20 protein-coding genes are annotated in these 22,158 nt (G+C 34.3%); 11 read left to right on the top strand and 9 right to left on the bottom strand.

Annotated features, from left to right (window positions below):
* Positions 1 to 223 precede the first annotated feature (223 nt).
* Together HNP25_RS14195 and HNP25_RS14190 are read left to right on the top strand one after the other, a co-directional pair.
* On the top strand, positions 224 to 1,480 hold the full coding sequence (locus HNP25_RS14195) for a T9SS type A sorting domain-containing protein (RefSeq protein ID WP_184135138.1): 1,257 nt from the start codon (positions 224 to 226) through the stop codon (positions 1,478 to 1,480).
* A 138-nt stretch (positions 1,481 to 1,618) separates the two neighbouring features.
* On the top strand, positions 1,619 to 1,855 hold the full coding sequence (locus HNP25_RS14190) for a hypothetical protein (protein ID WP_184135136.1): 237 nt from the start codon (positions 1,619 to 1,621) through the stop codon (positions 1,853 to 1,855).
* A 59-nt stretch (positions 1,856 to 1,914) separates the two neighbouring features.
* On the opposite strand, the gene HNP25_RS14185 is transcribed toward HNP25_RS14190, so the two are convergent.
* From HNP25_RS14185 to HNP25_RS14165, 5 genes are all read right to left on the bottom strand, one after another.
* Positions 1,915 to 5,268: an efflux RND transporter permease subunit gene (locus HNP25_RS14185; RefSeq protein ID WP_184135199.1), complete on the bottom strand. Its 3,354-nt coding sequence runs from the start codon at positions 5,266 to 5,268 to the stop codon at positions 1,915 to 1,917.
* Between the two features lie 118 nt (positions 5,269 to 5,386).
* Complete coding sequence (locus tag HNP25_RS14180) at positions 5,387 to 6,550, bottom strand: efflux RND transporter periplasmic adaptor subunit (RefSeq protein WP_184135135.1); 1,164 nt, start codon at positions 6,548 to 6,550, stop codon at positions 5,387 to 5,389.
* A gap of 57 nt (positions 6,551 to 6,607) precedes the next feature.
* On the bottom strand, positions 6,608 to 7,966 hold the full coding sequence (locus HNP25_RS14175) for a TolC family protein (protein WP_229202870.1): 1,359 nt from the start codon (positions 7,964 to 7,966) through the stop codon (positions 6,608 to 6,610).
* A 7-nt stretch (positions 7,967 to 7,973) separates the two neighbouring features.
* Positions 7,974 to 8,576, bottom strand: a complete 603-nt coding sequence (locus HNP25_RS14170) for a TetR/AcrR family transcriptional regulator (RefSeq protein WP_184135133.1) — start codon at positions 8,574 to 8,576, stop codon at positions 7,974 to 7,976.
* A gap of 453 nt (positions 8,577 to 9,029) precedes the next feature.
* On the bottom strand, positions 9,030 to 9,551 hold the full coding sequence (locus tag HNP25_RS14165) for a cupin domain-containing protein (protein ID WP_184135132.1): 522 nt from the start codon (positions 9,549 to 9,551) through the stop codon (positions 9,030 to 9,032).
* Between the two features lie 146 nt (positions 9,552 to 9,697).
* Between HNP25_RS14165 and HNP25_RS14160 the strand changes: the two genes are divergently transcribed.
* Complete coding sequence (locus tag HNP25_RS14160) at positions 9,698 to 10,183, top strand: ElyC/SanA/YdcF family protein (RefSeq protein WP_184135130.1); 486 nt, start codon at positions 9,698 to 9,700, stop codon at positions 10,181 to 10,183.
* A gap of 262 nt (positions 10,184 to 10,445) precedes the next feature.
* Here the strand turns inward: HNP25_RS14160 and HNP25_RS14155 are convergent, their stop codons facing one another.
* Together HNP25_RS14155 and msrA are read right to left on the bottom strand one after the other, a co-directional pair.
* Positions 10,446 to 12,524, bottom strand: coding sequence for a protein-disulfide reductase DsbD family protein (locus tag HNP25_RS14155; RefSeq protein WP_184135128.1), 2,079 nt, complete (start codon positions 12,522 to 12,524; stop codon positions 10,446 to 10,448).
* A gap of 229 nt (positions 12,525 to 12,753) precedes the next feature.
* On the bottom strand, positions 12,754 to 13,320 hold the full coding sequence (msrA, locus tag HNP25_RS14150) for a peptide-methionine (S)-S-oxide reductase MsrA (protein ID WP_409012515.1): 567 nt from the start codon (positions 13,318 to 13,320) through the stop codon (positions 12,754 to 12,756).
* A 239-nt stretch (positions 13,321 to 13,559) separates the two neighbouring features.
* Here msrA and HNP25_RS14145 point away from each other — a divergent pair, with 239 nt between their 5' ends.
* Both HNP25_RS14145 and HNP25_RS14140 read left to right on the top strand, forming a co-directional pair.
* Positions 13,560 to 14,318: a phosphatase PAP2-related protein gene (locus tag HNP25_RS14145; RefSeq protein ID WP_184135125.1), complete on the top strand. Its 759-nt coding sequence runs from the start codon at positions 13,560 to 13,562 to the stop codon at positions 14,316 to 14,318.
* Between the two features lie 409 nt (positions 14,319 to 14,727).
* Positions 14,728 to 15,543, top strand: a complete 816-nt coding sequence (locus HNP25_RS14140) for a phytanoyl-CoA dioxygenase family protein (RefSeq protein WP_184135196.1) — start codon at positions 14,728 to 14,730, stop codon at positions 15,541 to 15,543.
* 81 nt (positions 15,544 to 15,624) lie between these two features.
* Here the strand turns inward: HNP25_RS14140 and HNP25_RS14135 are convergent, their stop codons facing one another.
* Positions 15,625 to 16,266: a VTT domain-containing protein gene (locus HNP25_RS14135; RefSeq protein ID WP_184135123.1), complete on the bottom strand. Its 642-nt coding sequence runs from the start codon at positions 16,264 to 16,266 to the stop codon at positions 15,625 to 15,627.
* Between the two features lie 118 nt (positions 16,267 to 16,384).
* Positions 16,385 to 17,146 carry a phosphosulfolactate synthase gene (locus tag HNP25_RS14130; protein ID WP_184135122.1) on the bottom strand — a complete coding sequence of 254 codons (762 nt, stop codon included), beginning with the start codon at positions 17,144 to 17,146 and terminating at the stop codon, positions 16,385 to 16,387.
* Between the two features lie 321 nt (positions 17,147 to 17,467).
* Between HNP25_RS14130 and HNP25_RS14125 the strand changes: the two genes are divergently transcribed.
* The 6 genes from HNP25_RS14125 (at position 17,468) to HNP25_RS14100 (ending at position 22,135) form a co-directional block, all read left to right on the top strand.
* Positions 17,468 to 17,890, top strand: coding sequence for a DUF2147 domain-containing protein (locus HNP25_RS14125; protein WP_184135120.1), 423 nt, complete (start codon positions 17,468 to 17,470; stop codon positions 17,888 to 17,890).
* A gap of 56 nt (positions 17,891 to 17,946) precedes the next feature.
* On the top strand, positions 17,947 to 18,555 hold the full coding sequence (locus HNP25_RS14120) for a TetR/AcrR family transcriptional regulator (protein ID WP_184135119.1): 609 nt from the start codon (positions 17,947 to 17,949) through the stop codon (positions 18,553 to 18,555).
* Complete coding sequence (locus HNP25_RS14115) at positions 18,548 to 18,991, top strand: PaaI family thioesterase (RefSeq protein WP_184135117.1); 444 nt, start codon at positions 18,548 to 18,550, stop codon at positions 18,989 to 18,991. Before HNP25_RS14120 ends, HNP25_RS14115 begins: the two co-directional genes overlap by 8 nt.
* A gap of 84 nt (positions 18,992 to 19,075) precedes the next feature.
* Positions 19,076 to 20,473, top strand: coding sequence for a TolC family protein (locus HNP25_RS14110; protein ID WP_184135115.1), 1,398 nt, complete (start codon positions 19,076 to 19,078; stop codon positions 20,471 to 20,473).
* Between the two features lie 19 nt (positions 20,474 to 20,492).
* A complete protein-coding gene (locus HNP25_RS14105; RefSeq protein ID WP_184135113.1) occupies positions 20,493 to 21,056 on the top strand; it encodes a glutathione peroxidase in 564 nt (187 codons plus the stop codon).
* A gap of 29 nt (positions 21,057 to 21,085) precedes the next feature.
* Complete coding sequence (locus tag HNP25_RS14100; protein ID WP_184135112.1) at positions 21,086 to 22,135, top strand: efflux RND transporter periplasmic adaptor subunit; 1,050 nt, start codon at positions 21,086 to 21,088, stop codon at positions 22,133 to 22,135.
* Positions 22,136 to 22,158: the final 23 nt, after the last annotated feature.

The raw sequence follows: 22,158 nt of genomic DNA, 5'->3' as shown, positions 1-22,158 counted from the left end.
TCTGCTGTATTTACAAATTCTATGCCTGAGTATAAATTTCAAAATCTTGAATAGCACCTAAAAGTATATTTTGATGTACTCTTTAGTTGATTAGGTAGTACAAATTCATAAAAAGGCTCAATCAATTGATTTTCAGACATAAAAAGTAAATAATATTTTCATCAATTATTTTTTTTATTTATTTTAGTGTAGAAAATCTACAATGTCACAACCTGTTATGCTCATGAAATCAGCACTTATACTACTTGCTTGGGGATTTTTTTTCTCAACTTGCAAAGCACAAACCATTTACTTCAGTCAAAACTTCAATGCAGCTACCTCTAGCTCGCAAGCTCCTTTTGAAAATGCCACAGCTCCAACCATAGGGCAGTTCAATTACATAACAAATGCTTTAATCACAGCGACTGGCGAGAAGTTTTTAAAATTCCTCGGTAATAATTCCATTTGTAGAGCTACTAGAAGTACAGCATTTTCGCCAATACCTTCCACATTATATGTACAGTTTTCGGTTAGAGCCAGCAGTATTGGTGCAGAAAACCCCGACGCTGTTGAATTCTATTTCGGAAACGGTGCCAACTTTGATAATAGTACGACGGCACCCAATACCCCTGTGATGAGTATCAAATTTGGTGTAAATACTCCTTCCAACCTGATTATTCAAGGGACTAGTCAAGTTGCTACGCAGTTTTTAACCGTTACTTTATTGATTAATAATGATGTTCGCTCAATGACTTATAACGATGGGATAAGAAGTGGAACAGTAGATGCTAAAAAGTATGATTTATATGTTGGAACAACGCTAATCAGTAATGATTTTCCTGTAAATAATTCATTAGGTAACTTAACACAATTTAAAATTTTAACGAAAAATATTACAGGTTCTCCTACTTTGGATTTTGATAATTTCATCATTAAAAATGATTTCGTGGTACTTCCTATTGAACTTACTTTTTTTAAAGCTCAACATTCAGGGAATCAAAAAGTAGCACTTACTTGGGCTACTGCTACAGAAATTAATAGTGGATATTTTGTAGTGGAAAGAAGTAGAAACGCCATTGATTATGCCGAAATTAGCAAAATAAATGCTGTTGGGAACTCTTCAAAAACTGTTAACTATCAATTTGTTGATGAGAGTCCTTTGTTCGGAACAAACTATTATCGTTTAAAACAAATTGATAAAGATGGGAAAGAGCAAATTTTTAGACCTCAATCTGTTATTATTTCAGATGAAAAAATTCCATTCGGAGTATTTCCCAATCCCACAAATTCCACAGAATTCTATGTAAAAGTGGAAGATGTTGATGAAGCTGCACTTAGTTTTTTTGATTTACTTGGCAGAAATATCAACTTCGAAAAAATAAATATCACACAAACGTTGGTCAAAGTAATTCCTACCACAATACTTCCAGAAGGTACTTATTTCCTAAAAGTGAAAACACTTGGTGCTATCAAAGAACATAAATTGATTATTACGAAATAAACTCAAAAGCCTAAGTAAATGTACTTATTCTATCCAAATTCTTGTTAAAATACAAAAAATAAAAATTCAAGAAACGGTAAAATATGTTATATTTGATTAAACAACCGCCGATGAAATCCATCATAAATAATCACAATTATGGCACTACAATATATATCAGACACTCACGGGAAAACGACCGCAGTAGTTATACCAATAAAAATTTGGGAAATCATAACAGATAAATACCAAGACCTAAAAAAGCTAGAAGGTACTTTTGCACAAAATAAAGCAATCGAACCCCTTGAAGATATTGAGAAGAGTTTAAAGGAAATGCAAAGAGTAAAAAAAGGAAAATTACTCAAGAAAACCTTTGTTGATTCTTTTCAAAAATAGTCCGTCTGTAATTTTTAAAAAATAAGAAGCCACAACTTTCGCTGTGGCTTCTTTGTATTTTACACTTCTTGAACTACTGGTTTTCCAAAGTATTTTTGTCTGATTCTTTCGTTGATGTAATACATACAAGGAACGATTACAAGGGTAAGAATCGTAGAGAACGTAAGTCCGTAGATAATTGTCCAAGCCAAAATATTCCAGAATGCAGCACTATCTGAGCCTGTATGAATGTGTGGATTTAGTTCAGTAAACATTGCCACAAAGTCGATACTCAAACCAATCGCTAAAGGAACCAAGCCTAATACTGCGGCGGCAGCTGTTAAGATTACTGGCGTTAAACGAGTACTTCCTGCTTCAATAATAGCTTTTTTTAATGGATAACCTCTGTGGACTAATTCATCGGTAAATTCTATCAAAAGAATACCATTTTTTACCACAATACCAGCCAGAGCAATAATCCCAACACCCGACATGATTACTGAGAAAGTTTGTCCAAATGCCATGAATCCCAATAATACTCCAATAAACGAAAGTAAAATAGTAACAAAAATGATAATTGGTTTCGAGATAGAGTTGAACTGCATTACTAATACCAAGAAAATCAATAATACTGCTGCGATGAGTGCTCCAGCCAAGAAATCACCTGTTTCTTTTTGGTCTTCTTGCTCACCACCCATACGAAGCGTATAACCACTCTTTACTTCCATATCATCAATTAAAGTCTGAATTTCAGCTACAATTTCATTGGCATTATATCCTTGAACAACGTTTGAACTCAAAGTAACCACACGTTCTTGATTCTTACGGTTAATCTGGCTATATGATGTTGAATATGAAATATTAGCAATAGAATTCAACGGTACTTGACGAAGCTGTCCGCCCATTACCATATCTCTATAAGTAATATTCAAGCTCAATAATTTTTCAATCTGATTTCTGTCTTCAGATTTGATTCTTAATTGAATTGGATACTCATCTTTATCATCTCTGTATTTAGAAATTTCTGTACCAAACAAGGCTGTACGAACTGCCATTGCTACCTGTGCAGACGATATACCTTCACGTTGTGCTTTTTCTTTGTCAACATCAATAATAATTTCAGGCTTATTGATAATTAAATCAGATTTTAGTTCTTCAATTCCTTTGATACCAGATTTATCAATGGCAAGACGAACTTGTTTTTCTAATTTCACCAATTCGTTGAAATCATCACCTGCAATTTCAATGGCAATTGGTGCACCCGTTGGCGGGCCATTGTTTTCTCTGTCAACCGAAATTACTGAACCCGGCAAAGGCAAAGCTTTAATTTCTTTACGTACTTTATCTAAAATTACTTCTGAAGAAATTCCTCCACGGTTAATTTTACTCACAAAAGCAACCGTAACTTTAGATTTATGTGGCGTTGGGGCTCTGTCTGGATTGGTAGGATCACCAGCATTTTTACCAACATTTGAAATCACAGAGTTAACAATTCCTTCAGCATTTTCTTTTTTCAATACTTCAAAAACCTTTTTCTCAATTACTTTAGTGACCGAATCTGTTACTCTAGCATCAGTACCAATTGGCATGTTGTTGTAGATATAAACATAATCAGGATCGCCGCTTGGGAAGAAAATCACTTTAGGTTGTACAATTCCCATCAACACAAAAGTGAAAATCAACAAAACAACCATACCAATTACCGCAAATACTGGACGATAACCTGTAATTACCCAAGAAATTAATTTCTGATAATTATTCTTGAAAGCAGGTAATGATTTTTCTTGGAATGGAATAATGATTTTTGGCGTAAGGATAAAGTGGTTGAAAGCATATAAAAGAATAATTAACACAAAGAAATTACCCAAACCAACATTTACAAAATAACCCAACAATGCACAAACACCCAATATAATTAAAGGCTTTTTCAAGGATGCTACACTTGTATCAACATGTTCGTTTTCGTCATGACGTACCATGAATGAAACTGCAAAAACAGGGTTCATCACATAAGCAACAATCAAAGAAGCAATCAAAGTACATATCAACGTAATTGGTAAGAATTTCATGAATTCACCAACGATACCTGGCCAAAAAAGTAAAGGTACAAAAGGCATAATCGTTGTAGTTGTTCCTGATAATACAGGAATAAATACTTCAGAAGCCGCTAATTTCACCGCATCAACAATTGAAATATGACGATAACGGTTGAAAATACGGTGCGAGTTTTCGATAACTACGATAGCATCATCCACAACAATCCCTAAGCCGAGTAAGAAGGCAAAAAGTACGATTGTATTCAAAGTAAAGCCCATGAAATACAATGGAATAAAGGCTAATAATGCTGATAATGGAACTGATAAACCTACGAAAATAGCATCACGAACACCCATGAAGAACATCAAAACCAATACCACGAAGATAAAACCTAGAATTACGGTATTAATCAAATCATTGATGTCGCCTTTTGTTCTTTCTGATGAATCGGCTGTGATTTTTACTTCTAAACCTTGTGGCAAACGACTTTCTTTTGCTTCCGCAATAATTTCTTCTATTTTTTCAGAAGCAGCAATCAAGTTGGCTCCACCACGTTTGATGACGTTCAATGTAACAACTTTTTTGTTGTTCAAACGAGCGAAATCTTGTTGTTCTTCACTACTGTCGATTACTTCGGCAACATCGCCCAAACGTACTGTAGCACCCAAAGAAGAGCGAAGACGAATGTTTTGGATTTGCTCCATCGACTTAAATTCACCTTTTACTCTTATTGTTCTACGAACACCCTCTACACTAAGTTCACCCCCAGAAATGTTAACATTTTCACCCTGAATCGCCATCTGAACATCACTAAAAGTAAGTCCCGCAGATTGCGTTTTATATAAATCAAGGTTAATCTGGATTTCACGAGTTAACGCACCAACAATATCTACACGAGTAATTTCTGGTAAACCTTCAATCTCATCTTGTAAATCTTCAGCAAAATCTTTCAACTTCGACAATGGAAAGTTTCCAGCCAAGTTGATGTTCATAATTGGGAATTCCGAAAAGTTAACATCCTGAACAACAGGCTTTTTTGTTAAATCTTTTGGTAATTCTACAATATCAACTTTATCTTTTACTTTTCTTAAAGCGTCATCTACTTTCACATCAGGATTGAATTCTACTAGAATAATCGAGAAATCTTGTAATGAGTTAGACTTTACTTTTTTTACTCCCGCAATCGTCTTGATCTGCTTTTCAATCGGTTTGGTGATGGTATTTTCAATATCCCCAGGCGTTGTACCTGCATAAATTGTTTGCACATAAATTTGCGGTACTTTAATATCAGGGAATTGTTCTTTCGGTAAAATATTATAAATCACTATACCGACAACGAACAACACTGCGGTGAATAAATACACCGTTTTTTGATTAGTTGCCAACCAACCAATCATGTTATATATAGCTCCTGCACCGTGTTTCTCGTTGGTGAGGGCTTCGTTTTCTTCTTGCTCTTTCATGATAAACGTTGAGTGATAGTATTTTTAATGGTGGTTCAGACAATATTGATTGTTAATAAGCCACAGGAGTACCATCAACTAATTCCTGATAACCTTGTGTAATTACCAAATCACCCGCAGTAAGCCCTTCTAAAATTTCAATATTCCCATTGTAAGAAATACCTGTTTTAACAACTTTACTACGTGCTATTTTCTTACCGTTTTCAGTTACTGCCACATATACGATATCGCCCAATTCTGTTTTTTGAATAATGCTTTGATTCACAACCAATGAGTTCGCTTTTGTTAAATCGTTAATATTTACAATCGCTACTTGGTTTGGTTTTAAATTTCCTCCTAAATTCGGGATGTTAGCTTCAATACCAAATGTTCTAGTAATAGGATCAACCAGAGCATTTACCACTGAAATTCTTGTTTTTAACTCTTTATTAATGTCAGGAAATTTCACCGTCATTCCAGCACCTTGTTTTACAGAACCTACATAAGTATCTGCAATTTTAGCCGTAATTTTCAAGTCACCTACATTAACAATCTGAGCAATAGCCACACCTGGAGAACCAACTTCTCCTGCTTTCAAAAGAACTTTTTCAACCGTTCCAGAAATAGGTGCATATACTTTGCTCATTGCCAATTGTGCATCCATCGTTACGATACGCTTCTCCAAAGATTCCTTATTCGCTTTTGCTTGAAGGTATTGAACTTCCGTACCAATTTGTTGATCCCAAAGTGTTTTTTGCTTATTGTATAAAGTAACTGCCAATTCTAGCTGATGCTTAATTTCAGCCAAAGATTCTTTCAGTACATTATTATCAATCGTTGCAACCAATTGTCCTTTTTTCACAGATTGACCTTCCGCAATCAATAAACTTGTAATTGCACCAGCCATTTGTGGTGTAACTTGAAGAATATTTTTTGAAGTAACCACCCCTTGTACCTCTACAAAATGTTTGAAGCTTTCTGCTTGGATTGGCGTTACAGCCACAGTGATTACTTTAGCTTCGGTTTTTTCTGAACTTAAACCTACTTCTTTTTCAAGGGCTTTGATTTTAACATCTAGTTCTTTTTGTTCAGCTTTCAAGGTAGCCAATTCAGCTTTTTTATCAACTGGTTTGCTACAAGACGTTAAGAATAAAGTACTTGTTAACATACTCCCCACCAATAATAATTGAAGCCCAGCGAGCTTAGAGGTATTTGGTTTGTTCAATAAAGATTTCATGTTGATATGAGGGTAAATTTCTTTTATAATCTAAATTAATTAATGTTTTATTTGAATTTATTCACTGTAAAGACGACCAAGAGCTTTATCTAAATCCACTTTAGCTACTAAAGCATTGTAAAATGTTGTAAAGTAGTTGGTCTGAGCTTCTTTATAAGCAATTTCAGCATTTACTACTTCCAAGTTTGAACCTACACCTTGTTGGTATTTAATTTTAGAAACTCTTACTACTTCCTTCGCCAATTCCATATTAGCTTTTTGCTCTTCAAGGGTTTCATAAGCATTCTTTAAAGTAATGTGGCTTTGTGTTACTTGTAAATCGATTGATTTTTCTAATAATTCAAAACTGTTTTTTACTTTTTGCAAACTGTTTTGAGATTGTACAATTTTGTATTTTTTCTGAAAACCATCGAAAATAGGTATCTGTATCGATAAACCAAGTGATGCCGCATTGAACCAAGGTTTAGTAACCAAGTCTGTAAAAGAAGGACGACCTGCAGAATAACTGTAGCCACTAGTTAGCATTACTCTTGGTAAATAACCAACCTTTTGATTTTTTAAATCAAGTTCAGCCAAACGATTCTGTGTTTCTAAAATAGAATATTCTATACGATTAGCATACTTAAAGTCCTGCTGTGTTTCTGGCAATACTTCAGTAATGTTGATATCAGCCAATTTATCCGTTAACGTAATGGTTTCAGTTATCATCTTACCCATTTGAAATTTCAATAAGTGGTAGCTTAAATCTTGTAAACGCTGTACATTCTTTGCTTCAATTTTCAAATTATTCATCTGAACCTCAAGGCGTTGCACATCTATTTTTTCTGCAAACCCTTGTATATTCAATGCTCTAGTATCTCTCAATAAAGAATCTAAACGGCCTATATTTAAATCAAGCAATTTAATTCTCTCTTCGTTTACCAAAATGATATAATAAGCTTTCGTTACATTCTCTGCGGCTTGTTGCTTCGTTTGTACTAATGTTTTTTTAGATAATTCTTTATATACATCTGCAGCCTTAAGACCAAGTAAGTACGACCCATCAAATAAAATTTGGCTAAGGTTTACACCTGCTTGTGCATTATTTTTAACAGCAAAGGCAAGTGGGGTAACATCATTATCAGTGAGATTTGGATTAGTAGGGTCTAATGTTTTAGCTGGAACAAATACTTTCTGAATGATTAAGTTGTTGGTATAACCAAAATTACCATTCAGTTGAGGTAAGCCAATACCTTTTAACTCGCTCACTCGTGCCTCAGCACTTAAAATATCAATTTGAGCATTTTTGATAGAGATATGATTTTTAACAGCATAATCTACCGCTTCACGAAGAGAGTAGCTTTGCTGGGCTTTTACGATTTGTGAAGTAATTAAAATGCTAAATAACAGCAAATTACCTCTTAGAAGTTTTCTCATTGGAAGTTTACTTGGGTTGGTATTCATTATAAATTTGTGTTCCTTTATTCGTTAAAACACCTCGAATAAAATGGTCTAAAAGTTCTAATTGTACTTCTACTAGCGTATGTTGTGTAATGGAAAAAATATGAGGATCAAAACCCATTTCAATTTGTTCTAATCTCATTTTGGCAAGAATATCTATTTTGATTTCACTCCTAAAATAACCTTGCTCAATTCCTTCAACTAAGTCTTTTTTAAGGTTTTCTAAAATAAAGCGTTGTTTATGTTCCTGAAATATATTCCATGCTCTAGGATGATACTTCTTGATGTCAAACAATGTTGTTGGATTTACCTCCGAAAATGCCTGCTTGATTAACTCCATTGATTTCACCATTCGTTCAATGACATTGCTAGAAGTATTGTACAAATCGTCCCATTCACATTTATCTTCTACCATTTCACCTAGAAACAATTGATACACAATATCATCTTTGTCTTCAAAATGTAGATAAATCGTTTTTTTGGAGATTCCCAATTCGTTTGCAATATCATCCATCGTAACGGACTTCACCCCGTAACGGAAAAAAAGTTCTTTAGACTTTTTGATGATTCTTTCTTTAATTTCCAATTGATATAAAAATTTGGTACGGAAACTTTAGAAACATTAAAAGTTTCTTATTGCAAAGCTATGGAAACTTTTAATGTTTCTAAAGTTTTTTATGATTTTTTTTAGAAAAGGTGAATGACTAGGATAAACGGATACAACATCAAAGACACATTAGATATTTAATATGTGTAGGTTATGTTAAATAATTGTTACGCAATGAACTTTAATCTCTTAAAAACAATTTGTATTTTTTTTATATCCCTCTTTATCCTGAATCTCAATATTTTTTCTAAAAAATCATTTTTCACATTTCATTCTTAAAAAATATACCCACTTTATCATAACCTGCCTTCTTTTTTTAGGGGATATAACACAAAAAAGACTGCCAGAAACACGATGTTTTTGACAGTCTTTTTACTTGTTGATTTATACTTTGCTAAACCAGAGACGTACATTTATAAAAAATAGTTGGAATTATCTTCCAAAATCATCTTGTAATCTAACGATATCGTCTTCATCAGATGGTTTTTCAGGATCAGTATGTTGCCAAATTTCAGCAACGATTCCCCAACCAGATAAACCAATTAAACGGTGGCGTTCGCCAGTATCCATTTGAATAAAACTTCCAGATTCCAGTACTTTTACTTCTTCTGATTCTTCGTCGGTATCACTAATTTTTACGCCGACAGTTGTACCTGCAATTACTTTCCAGATTTCAGCACGACGGAAATGATATTGCCAAGACAAACGTTTTTCAGGGGCAACAACCAAAATTTTCGGTGACAGCTTATTAGTAATTTGAATTTCAGACATTTCCAAATGTGGAAAATACTTCGCTGCAAAAGCTGGTGCTTGTGCTTCATCAATCACGAAGAAACCTCCCCAAGGGCGAGTTTGGTCTTGCTTTACAACAGTAAAATTTTCCTCTGCCAAAGCAGCAGCAATTTGTTCAAAGATAGATGCCTTATCAGCATCTTGAGAAAGGGTAAGATTCATAAGGTTTGACAGTTTTTTGAACCACAAAGTTAAACTTTTTGCATAAATTCCTTTTCAAAGGAAAAAACTATTTGCAGATTCTAGGCTTATCTTTGTTGAGTACTTCTATCAAATAAGAATAATAAACTATTAAATAGCATTTTAAAATGAATGGATTACTGATTGTGATGGCGGACTCTAATACTTTCGATGGCAATCTTTCTCCGATTGCGATTGACAGAGCATTAGGTGCTTTAAAATTCCTGAAAAATAATCCTGAATTTCATGTGCTTTGTACGGGCGGTTTTGGTAGTCATTTCAATACTTCAGAATATCCACACGCACAATATTTACAGAATTTTTTAGTAGAAGAAGGTATTGCACATAATCGTTTTGTGGAGTTTGCTCTTGGCGAAAATCTGATGGATGATATACAACTTTGCCAAAGAATTATCAATCGTTACGAGCCAGACATGGTTGCTGTTATTACTTCGGATTTTCAAGTAGAAAGAATCCGTTTTACTTTCCAAAAGTATTCCGATTATCAATTCTTCATTTTCTTAGAAGTAAAATCAAATTTGTATGAGGAAGAAATGGAAAGGTTAGTCAGACTTGAACAACAAGCCTTGAATCGCTTGAGGTTTTTACCATAAACATGAGTCATCCCGAACTTTTCCTAACATTGTGCGTTTTGGAGACAATTTGAGAGGTTTTCTACTTATTATTGTCAGTCCTTACTTTTCTTGTCTTGAAACAAGAAAAGTAACAAAAGAAATTCAAGAATTCCTAAACTCGCTACCGCTCAAACAGTAGGAATTCGTTGTTCATCAATCATAAAAAAGCGGTCGAAATTAGTTTTCCGACCGCTTTTTTATTTCAAAATTCGTGATGACTCATCTTGAATTTCCTTAAAATTTATTGCTTCTCAGCATACTTCGCTTTTCCTTCATCCAAAAATTTCACAAAGGTTTCAACGTTTGAATCAAACGCTTTGGGAGCAGCCAAAGTACCTTTTTCATCATTTGGATTTACCAAACAATAATATGGCTGTGCATTTCCGTTAAATCTTACAATTTGAAAATCTAAATTCTGGTCGCCCATTGAAGTTTTCTCTTGTCCATCATCTTTAGAAGTGTACCATTTTTCTTTGGGTAATTCCGTTTTGTCATCCACATACAAAGCCACCACTACATAATCTTCTTTCAAACGTTTTAACACTGCTGGATCCGACCAAACGTTTTCTTCCATCTTTCTACAATTCACACAACCGTGACCTGTAAAATCTATAAAAATTGGTTTATTTACTTTTTTAGAATATGCTACAGCTTCTTCATAATCAAAAAAGCCTTGAAGCCCGTGTGGCAAAGTAAGGAATTCGCTGTATTTCGGCTTAGGGAAATTTGCATCACCTTCAGATTTCACGGAAGAACCTGACGAAACAAAATCTTGCGTAGTAAGTGGAGGCAACCAACCAGCCAAAGCTTTTAGAGGTGCACCAAACATTCCGGGAATCATGTAAACCACAAAAGCAAAAACCAAAATTGCCATTAACATTTTTGGTACGCTTACTTTATCAGTTTTATCGTCATGAGGTAACTGGATTTTTCCTAATAAATAGAAACCAATCAAAGCGAAAATCACAATCCATAAAGCCAAATAAACTTCTCTATCTAAAATTCCCCAGTGATATACTTGGTCGGCTGTACTTAAAAATTTAAGTGCTAAAGCCAATTCTAAAAAGCCTAAAATTACTTTTACTGAATTCATCCAGCCACCAGATTTTGGCAAGTTTTTCAACCATTGTGGAAAAATAGCAAACAAAGTAAATGGAATTGCGAAAGCTAATGAAAAGCCCAACATACCAATAATAGGCTTAATGATTTCGCCTTGGGCAGAAGCAATCAAAATTGAACCAGCCACTGGACCAGTACAAGAGAAAGAAACTAAAACCAAAGTAAATGCCATGAAGAAAACTCCGATGATTCCACCTCTATCCGACTGAGCATCTATTTTATTGACAAAATTGGAAGGTAAAACAATTTCAAACCAACCCAAAAATGAAATTCCGAAGAAAACAAAAATGACAAAAAACAGCATATTAGGAATCCAATGAGTACTTAGCCAATTCGCAAAACCAGGCCCAGCCAATGCTGCTATTAATGTACCGAATAAAACATAAATCGCTACAATAGAAAAGCCATAAAGGAATGCTAATTTTCTACCACCTTTTTGTTTCGTGAAAAAACTTACCGTCATCGGAATAAGCGGATACACACATGGTGTTAATAATGCCAATAAACCTGCTCCAAAAGCTACCCAGAAAAAAGTAAAAAGTGATTCTTGTGCTACAGGCGTTTCTTCAACGGTTGTTTCAATTGGTGCTTCTGTTTTTGCAGAAGTCAATTTGTCTGTTTGGGTGACAGAATCTGTTTTCGCTAAAACGGTATCTTTATTAATAACTGGCGAAACAACTGTGGTTTCTGTTGGCTTTACTACCTTTTCTTCAATTTCATTGCTGTTTTTTTTTTCAGCTCCAACTAAAGAGAAAGTACCTTTTACAGGAACACATTGACCTGAAACATCTGAACACGACTGGCTATCGTAAGCACCTTCAATCAGAAATTTCTCTTTCAAAACCTTGACACTTTGGCGAAATGTTGCTTTGTGTTTGAAGTAAGTATATTCACCATTCCAGATTTCTTTATCGAATTTCTTTGATGGATTAATAGCTTTCAAGCCTCCAACAGCCTCATAAGTATCATTCGACTTTAATTTAATCGTCGTAACGGTTGGACCTAAATCTTCACTAAAATCTGAAGAATACAAATACCAATCATCTTGGATATTGACGGTAAAAACGATGTCAACCGTTTCTCCAACAATAGGATTTGCTTTTGATAAAGCCCAAGACCATTTGGCAGGTGTAACTTTTTGTGCAGAAATTGTTACTGAACAAACAAGTAAAATAAATAAACTAAAAAATAACTTTTTCATCTGTTGATAGATTGTATAATATGCTTAATTTTTTAAACAGTCATTTGTGGCTGTGAGTTCTTTCTATCTTTTTAAAAATAACTCATTGAAACTTTGTATTAATTCAGCCTCAAATTTAAAGTAAATCAATTTGGATAATTGTCTTTAAAATGACCTTCTTTCGATTATTGATAACAAAAAAGGCTAAATTTTCTCAAATTTAACCTTTTAAATAATTGTCTCTATTGAACTAGTTCATTTTCTTCAAATTCTCTTTAAAGACCTTCGTGAATTTTTCCAATTTTGGTTTTATCACTACTTGGCAATAAGGATTATGTCCATTCAGTTCATAATAATCTTGGTGATAGTCTTCAGCGGGATAAAATACAGAAAAAGCGGTAATTTCTGTAACGATTGGATTCGGGAAAACATGTTCTGCATTCAATTTTGCTTTCCAAATCTCTGCTGTTTTTTTCTGTGCTTCGTTATGATAAAAAACCGCTGAACGATATTGCGACCCTTCATCAGCACCTTGGCGATTCAAGGTAGTTGGGTCATGTGTTTTCCAGAAAATTTCTAAAATTTTATCGAAAGAAATTTTCTTTGGGTCGAATGTTACTTGTACTACTTCTGCATGACCAGTAAGCCCTGTACAAACTTCTTTATAAGTTGGATTTTTTACTTGTCCACCAGAGTAGCCCGACTCTACTTTTACAACCCCTTCAACTTGTTGAAAAATGGCTTCTACACACCAAAAACATCCTGCTCCGAACGTCACTACTTCTGTTCCTTCAAGATTGACTTTTTCATTGTTCATTTTTTCTGTATTTTTCTGATTATCAGAACCTTTAGCACATGAAATATTTACGAGCAATGTAAATATTCCAAGAAGTACAACATTAATTTTCGATTTCATTGTTGATAACGTTTAAAACTTGATGTAAGTTTGTATTTTTTATGAAAGAATTCTGTTTGATAACAATTTAAATTGATAAAGAATGCTTTCATCTAAAAGAATATCCAAAGATAATACCAATTAAAAAATTAGATTGTCTGATGAATGACATACTTACGAATACAAAACCACCAAAGACTCCAAAAAGTTATCTTCTAGTTGTTCAGCAACGTTGGCAAGATGCTTTAAAAACGAATGGATTTATCATTAAATTACTAACAACACTTAGTATAGCCTTTTTTGCTGCCCCACAATTTCCTCCATATTTCATCAATATTCAAAAGCGTGAAGGTGCTTATCTTTCTGATTTTGTATTAAATCATCTTCCTGCGGTTGATGTTTCAACACCCATTTTTGCTCTTATTTATGGGATGTTGATTTTCATGCTTTGTAGAGTATTGGTTAAACCACAGTTATTTCTACTTTTTACGATAACGTTTGTCATTGAAACCGTCTTGCGGATGTCAACTATTTATTTTTTTCCTTTGAATCCTCCTTTAGATTTAGTTCATCTTCACGATACGTTTGCTGAATTACTTATCTATGGAGACAAAGAACCTATCACAAAAGATTTATTTTTTTCGGGGCATACTGCAACGATGGTGATGATTTGGTTGTTTCTTGAAAAACCTTGGGAAAAAGCTTTAGCGGTTGTAACTGGTGTCTCTATTGCTGTTTTGTTATTGATTCAACACGTTCATTATACGGCAGATGTAATCGGTGCGTTTTTCTTTACAGCACTTTCTTATGTGATTGCTCGTTATATCAACAAACAAAAATGGCAAACAACTTGTACAGTACTATTAGTCTTTCTAGTACTTTTAGAAACCATTTTTTGGCTTGGAAGTAAAATCGTTTAAGTCCAAAAATCATAAACCTTTGTATTTTAAGGAAATGATAGAAAATATATTAATTAAACCTTTAATTTTGCAAGTCATAAATTAGTCCTTTTCGGAAAGTTATCCATCCTAGCACTAATGATTGTGAATTAACAGAGGTAAATTGTAAATTTTCTAATGAAAAATTTACAATTTGATTACATTCAATTAATTTGCATTGTTTTACCAGAAAAAAGAAATCATTTTCATTTTTCTAAAACTAAGTAAAGGTGGTTCTGCCCAACTACGTTTACGAAGCGATTGTCAAAATCGTTTAGCTTTATTTTGTACAATTTTTTATAAAACTGGTTTGGTTGAACAAATTAGTTTTGTATCAGGAACTTTTCATCAAACATAGTTCTTGCAAACCACTTTAATTCAGGGTAAAAATATGGTAAAGTTTGAGTCGAAAACCTTCCAATTGGGAGAGAAACTAACACAGGAGCAGAAAGAGTATTTCCGCAAGTATGGTGTAATTCAATTTAAAAATTTCATTAATGCTGAAACGATTCAAACGTTTATCAGCGAATTAGATAAAATTGAAAAGCAATGGTTGGCTGATGGCATTGAGAAAATCAATGGTATTCCGTTGAAGTTTGGTAAAGACGAACACGGCAACAAAATGATTCAAAGAATGTGCTTTACAAACAAGTACAGTACTTTCTTGGGCGAGTTTTTAAAAGACCCACGTTTACAATTATTAGTTGAATTATTAGCACCTTATGATGGTCGTATTAGCGATAACGAAAAAGATGGACTAGTTTTCAACCATTATGTAAATGCACCAAACAGTAAATTCACACAAATGGGATGGCATACAGATAGCCCTCGTGATTTATTTCTAGGTCAAAAAATTCTTCCAATGTTAAACGTTGGTGTACACTTAGATAATTGCCCAAGCACGAATGGTGGCTTGAGAGTATTGCCAGGTACACAAAACCAAAGTGTTTTAAAGCTTTTATTTGGTAAAAAACAGTTTATTGATCATACTCCAGATGAAAAAGAAGTAGGTTTTGAAATTGAAGCTGGAGATTTAACAGTACATGATGGTCGTTTATGGCATCGTGTAGAGGTTTCTCCAAATTTCGGAGAAAAATCTCGTCGTAGAGTAATGTATGTACCAATTATTACTGGTAAATACATGCCAAAAAACGAAAACAGCAAAACACCATTTTATCACCGTTTTGCAAAAGTAGTTCAGAAATAAGGAATTGATTGAATATAAAAAAGCCTGCGAAAGTAAAATTTCGCAGGCTTTTTTGATGTACTGTTATCAGTAAAACTTCATTTACTTCGATAATTTCGCTTTTACAAAAGCAAAAATCATTGGTAAAACCGAAATGGCAATAATACCTAAAACTACTTTTTCAAAATTGTGTTTTACCCATTCGTTATTCCCTAAAAAATAACCCAATAAAGTAATAGAAGTAACCCAAAGTATAGCACCCAAAACACAAAAAGTAATATAAGTACTGTATTTCATACTTCCTGCACCTGCTACAAATGGTGCTACTGTACGAACAATCGGCACAAAACGAGCCATGATAACGGTTTGTCCTCCGTGTTTTGCATAAAATTCTTCGGTTTGTGTAATGTGTGCACGTTTCAAGAATAGAATTTTATCCTTCGACTTCACGAATTCACTAAAGTATTTTCCAATAAAATAATTCACATTATCGCCCAAAAGTGCTGCACCAATCAACAACGGAATCACAAAAGTAATTTCAATTTTACCAGTTGCCGAAGCCAAAACACCTACCGCAAAAAGCAGGGAATCTCCTGGTAACAAAGGCATTACAATTAATCCAGTTTCAACAAAAATAATCAAGAAAAGTAATCCGTAAGTAACTGTTCCGTGTTCGCTGATAAAATCAGAAAGTGCGGTTAATGGGTCTTTGAGGAGTTGCAAAAAAAAGTTGATAATTTCCATTGTGTTTTTTGGGTTTGTTAGTAAGTATTATACATTAAAAATCAGTTATGAGAAAAGGGATTTCTTGAACTCGCCTTGACTGATAACTGATTCCTACCTATTTGTTGATGTGAAGAGTTTACTTATCTAAGAAATGTGTAAAAGTATCACCTCTTAAACCCAGACGAATCGTTTCTAAAGAAATTACTTCGTGTGGGGCAATGTTTCCAACGTTTACGTTAGCTCCTACCAATTTCACAAACCATACTTGTTGAGATTTTTGTGGAGCTTCCCAAATAATTTTTTCTTCTGGAATTTCTGTTAGAATTTCTTCTACCAATCCTTGACGGACTTCACCAGATGCACGGAACAAACCTACATTCCCACCTTCACGAGCTTCACCAATTACTTTCCAAGCACCCGCTTCTAATTCAGCCTTCATCAATTTAATCCATTTGTATGGAGGAATGATTTTAGCTTCATCTTTAGAACCTACTTCTGAAAGTACAGTTACTTGTTGACATAAAGTTCTGATATATTCGCATTTATCATCTTGTTCCATTTCTAAAGAACCATCAGAAACTTCTGCGTACTCCATTCCGAACTCGTCTAAAATACGACGGTACTCATCAAATTGATTACGAATAATAAAAGCTTCAAATAAAGTTCCTCCGAAATATACTGGAATACCTGCAGACTTATAAACTGCTAATTTTTCCTTCAAATTTGGTGTTACGAACGAAGTAGCCCAACCCAACTTTACAATGTCGGTATAAGCAGCACTCGTCTCCAAAAAATCCTCTATTTGTCTGATACTTAGACCTTTGTCCATCACCATTGTGTATCCTTTTTGGCGTGGTTTAGTAGTTCTCTCAGGAATTTGAGTAAGTGGATAATTCATATTTTTGCTATCGGTTATCAGTTGTCACCTATCGTTTTTCTTATCTAAATTCCTCCATAAATCCTTAAAAAAAAGCATATTATTGAATCAAGACAAGAACGTGAATTGCAAAATTAAATATATCCTTTTTATCCCGCAAATTAGAATGTTAATATATTGTGTTAATTCAATACCTACGACACATAAACAACTCAATAACAGCTACTTAATATTTTTTGAAAAATAATTTTTCTTAGATTTATTAAATTAAAACAAAAAGGTGTTTTTTTTATAAACACTGTTCATTATTTTTACCTACATTAATCTTTAAATGTTATAAATATGAAAAACCTTATCAATACGCTTGTCATACTTTTGTTAGTAGTGAATGTCAGCAAAGCTCAATCTGTTAGTAAAGATGCTATTTTGGGTGAATGGCTTTCACAGGAAAAAGATGGTAAAGTACTCATCTTTAAACAAGGAGAAAAATACTTTGGAAAAATTTCTTGGGGAAAATCAACAGGTAGAAAAGACAGTAAAAATCCAGATGCTTCTTTAAGAAACAGAGACATCATTGGTTCAACCATTTTAAAAGATTTTGTTTTTAAAGGAAAAAATTGGGAAGATGGCACCATCTACGACCCCAACAGTGGCAAAACGTACTCTTGCACTATGAAATTAAAAAATGATGATGCTTTGGAAATCAGAGGTTATGTTGGGATTTCACTACTGGGAAGAACAACTTTGTGGACAAGAGTAAAATAATTTTTCAACAGAAGAAAAATAGATTTTACGGCATTGGGTAAAATATAACGCTAAAAATGGGAATTACTGAGAGAAAAGAAAGAGAAAGACAAGAAATGCGGTCTTTGATTTTAGAAGCCGCACAGCAAGCATTTATTGAAGAAGGCTACGAAAAAGCTTCAATTCGTGCGATTGCCGACCGTGTAGAGTATAGCCCAGCCACGATTTATTTATATTTTAAAGACAAAAGTGAGATTTTCTTTGCCGTACATGAATTAGGTTTTGAAAAATTAATTCAGGAAATGACCAATGCCGTGGAAGGAATCGAAAATCCGATTGAAATCCTACGCCAACAAGGATATGTTTACATGAAATTTGCATTAGAAAATCCTGAAATGTACGATTTGATGTTTATCATCAATGCCCCAATGGAGGTAGAAAATCAAGAATGGGTTTGCGGGCATAGATGTTTTGAATTGTTGTGTTCAACGGTTCAACGTTGCATTAATGAAAAATTGATTAAGATAGATAATTTGGAAGTAGCCGCAATGTCAGTCTGGTCGTTTATGCACGGCTTGGTTTCATTGAAAATTAGAAATAGATTTAAAACTTTTCCACAAGAACACATTCAGCATTTGATGCTTGCTTCGGTGGAACAAATGATTGAACTCATCCAACATGAATAATCCTACTTTAGACATTTTTAAAAGTTTTATCGGCAAACGTGTTGCCGAAAATAGTCCCTCTCCCATTTCAAAATGGTTGGATGGTACTTTAGTAGCCGTTGAACATGGTTCGCTTACTATCGAATTTGTTGTTCAGAAAGAAATGTGCAATCCTGCTCATATTCTCCACGGTGGAATAGCCGCTACGATGTTGGATGATATTATTGGAATGACGATTTTTAGCATGGGACACACCGTTTTTTACAGTACGGTCAATCTTTCTGTCGATTATTTATTTTCTGCTAAAATTGGCGAAAAGCTGGCTGTTAAATCAAAAATCATCAGAGTAGGTAAAAAAATTGCCCACGCTGAAGGTGAAATACGCAACGAAGACGGACATTATATTGCAAAATGTAGTACCAATTTGGTAGCCACCAGCAACACGATTAAATCTTAAAACACATAAAAAGCACAGATTTTCGGAAAAGTGCTTTTTTATTTGACTCGTCACTAAACACTGTTTATAATTTAATTAACGTTTATGAAAACATTTTTTTTAAACATCGTCTCAACGATTCGAGCCAATAAAAGGCTTTGGGTACTCTTCCTGACTTTGGCGAAAGTATCAAGTACGTCGGCTCAATCAAACATGCTGAACGAATACGTTCAAGAAGGTTTAAGAAACAGCCAGACGCTCAAACAACAGCAATTTTCTTTGCAAAAAGCTGTGTACGCACTCGAAGAAGCCAAAGCTTTGTTTAAGCCCAATATAAGTTTCAATACTACCATTTCAGCAGCTCAGGGTGGTAGAAAAATTGAAATTCCAGTCGGGGATTTGGTAAATCCAGTTTACACAACGCTAAACGCTTTGACGAACTCGACAAAATTTCCTCAAATCTCAAATACTTCTGAACAGCTTGTACCAAAAGATTTTTATGATTTACGCTTCAAAACTACGATGCCTATATTGAATGCCGAAATCAAGTATAACCAAGCCATCAAAAAAGAGCAAATCAGCGTACAACAAACTGAAATTCAAGTTTATAAAAGAGAATTGGTTCGTGATATTAAAATTGCCTACTTCAATTACTTAAAAGCAACAGAAGCTATAAAAGTATATGAAAATGCTTTGAAAATTCTACAAGAAAGTGAAAGAGTGAATGAAAGTTTGATAAAAAATGGTTCGGCAAATCCAACGGTTTTGGTGCGTACTCGCAATGAAATTTCAAAAATTGATGCAGAAATCAGCAATGCAAAAGGCAATCAGTTGAACGCTTCGGCTTATTTCAATTTCCTTTTGAATAAAGATTTCAATGCAAAAATTGAGATTGACAATTTAGATACTTCTGTACTAAACCTCAATTTGGAAGAAGGACATCGAGAAGAATTAGACAAAATTCAGGCGGGAATTAATATCAACAAACAACTCGTTGGCTTGAGTCAGTCTTACAAAAAACTAAAAGTTGGAGCTTCTTTAGACCTCGGTTCACAGGGACGATTTGCCCACATTGCGAGTAGCGATAAAAACTTCTTCAATCCCAATGCCTTTGTGTTAGTTGGTGTATCTTTTGATTTACCCGTTTATTCTTTCGGCAGAAATCAATTAAAAGTAAAACAAGCCGAAATGGATTTGGCAGCTTTAGACACGCAAGCACAACAAGTAAAAAATCAATTAGCATTACAAGCCGAGACGGCTCAGAACTCACTAAATTCAGCCAAAAAAGTCTATGAATCAAAAGCTTCTCAGATTTCAACAGCCGACCGTTATTACCGTGATATGTTGCGTAGATACAAAGAAGGAAGTTTGAATTTTATCGAACTTTTGGATGCTCAAACCCAAATCACCACCGCACAATTACAACAATCCATTTCATTATTTGATGTTTGGCAGAAATGGGTAGAAGTAGAAAGAGCCAAAGCCAGTTACGAACTAAAATAACCCTAAAACACAAGTAATCATGTTTAAGACTATCAAAAATCTTTATAGAAGTATTACCGAAAAAGATAATATTGTTTCAAAACCAGCTTCGGCGAAAGCTCCCAAAAAATCATTTTATGATTTGAAAATCAAGAATTTAACGGGCAAAAAAGAAATCAATTTTTCAGATTTTGCTGGTAAAAAAGTACTCTTAATCAACACGGCTTCAAAATGTGGCTACACACCACAGTATGAAGATTGGCAACAATTCCACGAAAAATTTGGTGATAAAGTAGTAGTCATTGGTTTACCTGCCAACAACTTTTTGGCACAAGAATCTGGAACGGCTTCACAAATTGAAGAATTTTGCCAAATGAATTATGGCGTTTCATTCACGATTACCGAAAAAGTAAGTGTTTCAGGCAGCGACAAAAATCCTGTGTATAAATGGCTTTCGGAAGAACAAAAAAATGGCTGGAACAACCTTGAACCAAGCTGGAATTTCTGTAAATACTTAATCAACGAAAAAGGCGAGCTAACACACTTTTTCGGCTCGAATATCAAGCCTGAAAATCCATCCTTCAAAAAAGCATTAGGCTTCTAAATCAAATTATATTTAAACACGCTAAAGAAATGAAAAAAATTATCTCGTATTCTATTGGCTTTTCGTTCATGCTTTCCCTGCTGGTGGCTTGTGGAAAAAAAGCGGAAGAAAAGAAATCGCTGGCAGATGAAGACCAAATTGCTGTAAAAATAGCCAATGTTGTGCAGGCAAATTCCAACGAAGAAATCAAAGCTTCAGGCTTGGTGGCTTCTTTACAAGAAGCACGTTTATCCTTCAAAACGGGTGGTATCATTGCCAAAATTTATGTAAAAGAAGGGCAGAATGTTGCAAAAGGACAATTATTGGCTTCTTTGAATCTGACAGAAATCAATGCACAAGTACAGCAAGCTACCGAAGGCGTACAAAAAGCTGAACGTGATTTAAGACGTGTCACTAATCTCTACAAAGATTCTGTCGCTACTTTAGAACAAGTACAAAACCTCACAACGGCATTGAACGTAGCCAAACAAAACTTTGAAATTGCGAATTACAACCAAGGTTTTTCTAAAATTTACGCTACTTCAAACGGCGTAATCGTAAAAAAACTAATGAACGAAGGCGAATTGGCTGGGCCAGGAACTCCCGTATTTTTTATGAATGCAACAGGTTCAAACGACTGGGTTTTGAAAGTAGGTGTTGCGGATAAAGACTGGACTCGCCTGCATTTGGGCGACAAAGCTACTATTCAAATAGACGCTTTTCCTGATACGCCTTTTACCGCTACGGTTTCCAATCTTTCACAAGGTGCTGACCAAAGTTCGGGTTTGTATCAAGCTGAATTAAAATTAAATACGCAAGGCAAAAAACTCGCTACTGGACTTTTCGGAAATACTTTGATTAAGCTAAATATTAGCCAACAAAATACTTCTGTACCGATTGATGCCGTGATTGAAGGCAACGGAAACGACGCTTTTGTGTATGTAGTTGAAAATGGCAAAGCTCATAAAGTAGCCATAAAAGTCATTTCGATTGATAACGACAAAGTATTTATTCAAAATACTTCAAGCCTTATTACACAAGTAATTACAGACGGTTCGGCGTATTTGGTAGAAGGAAGCAAGGTAAAAATTACACAATAAAATGTTGAGTTGTGAATTGTGAG

Origin of the sequence: Arcicella rosea (assembly GCF_014204325.1) — a bacterium.
Taxonomy (GTDB): domain Bacteria; phylum Bacteroidota; class Bacteroidia; order Cytophagales; family Spirosomataceae; genus Arcicella; species Arcicella rosea_A.
Note: the sequence above shows the minus strand (reverse complement) of the source record. Positions and strands in the feature narration are given on the sequence as shown.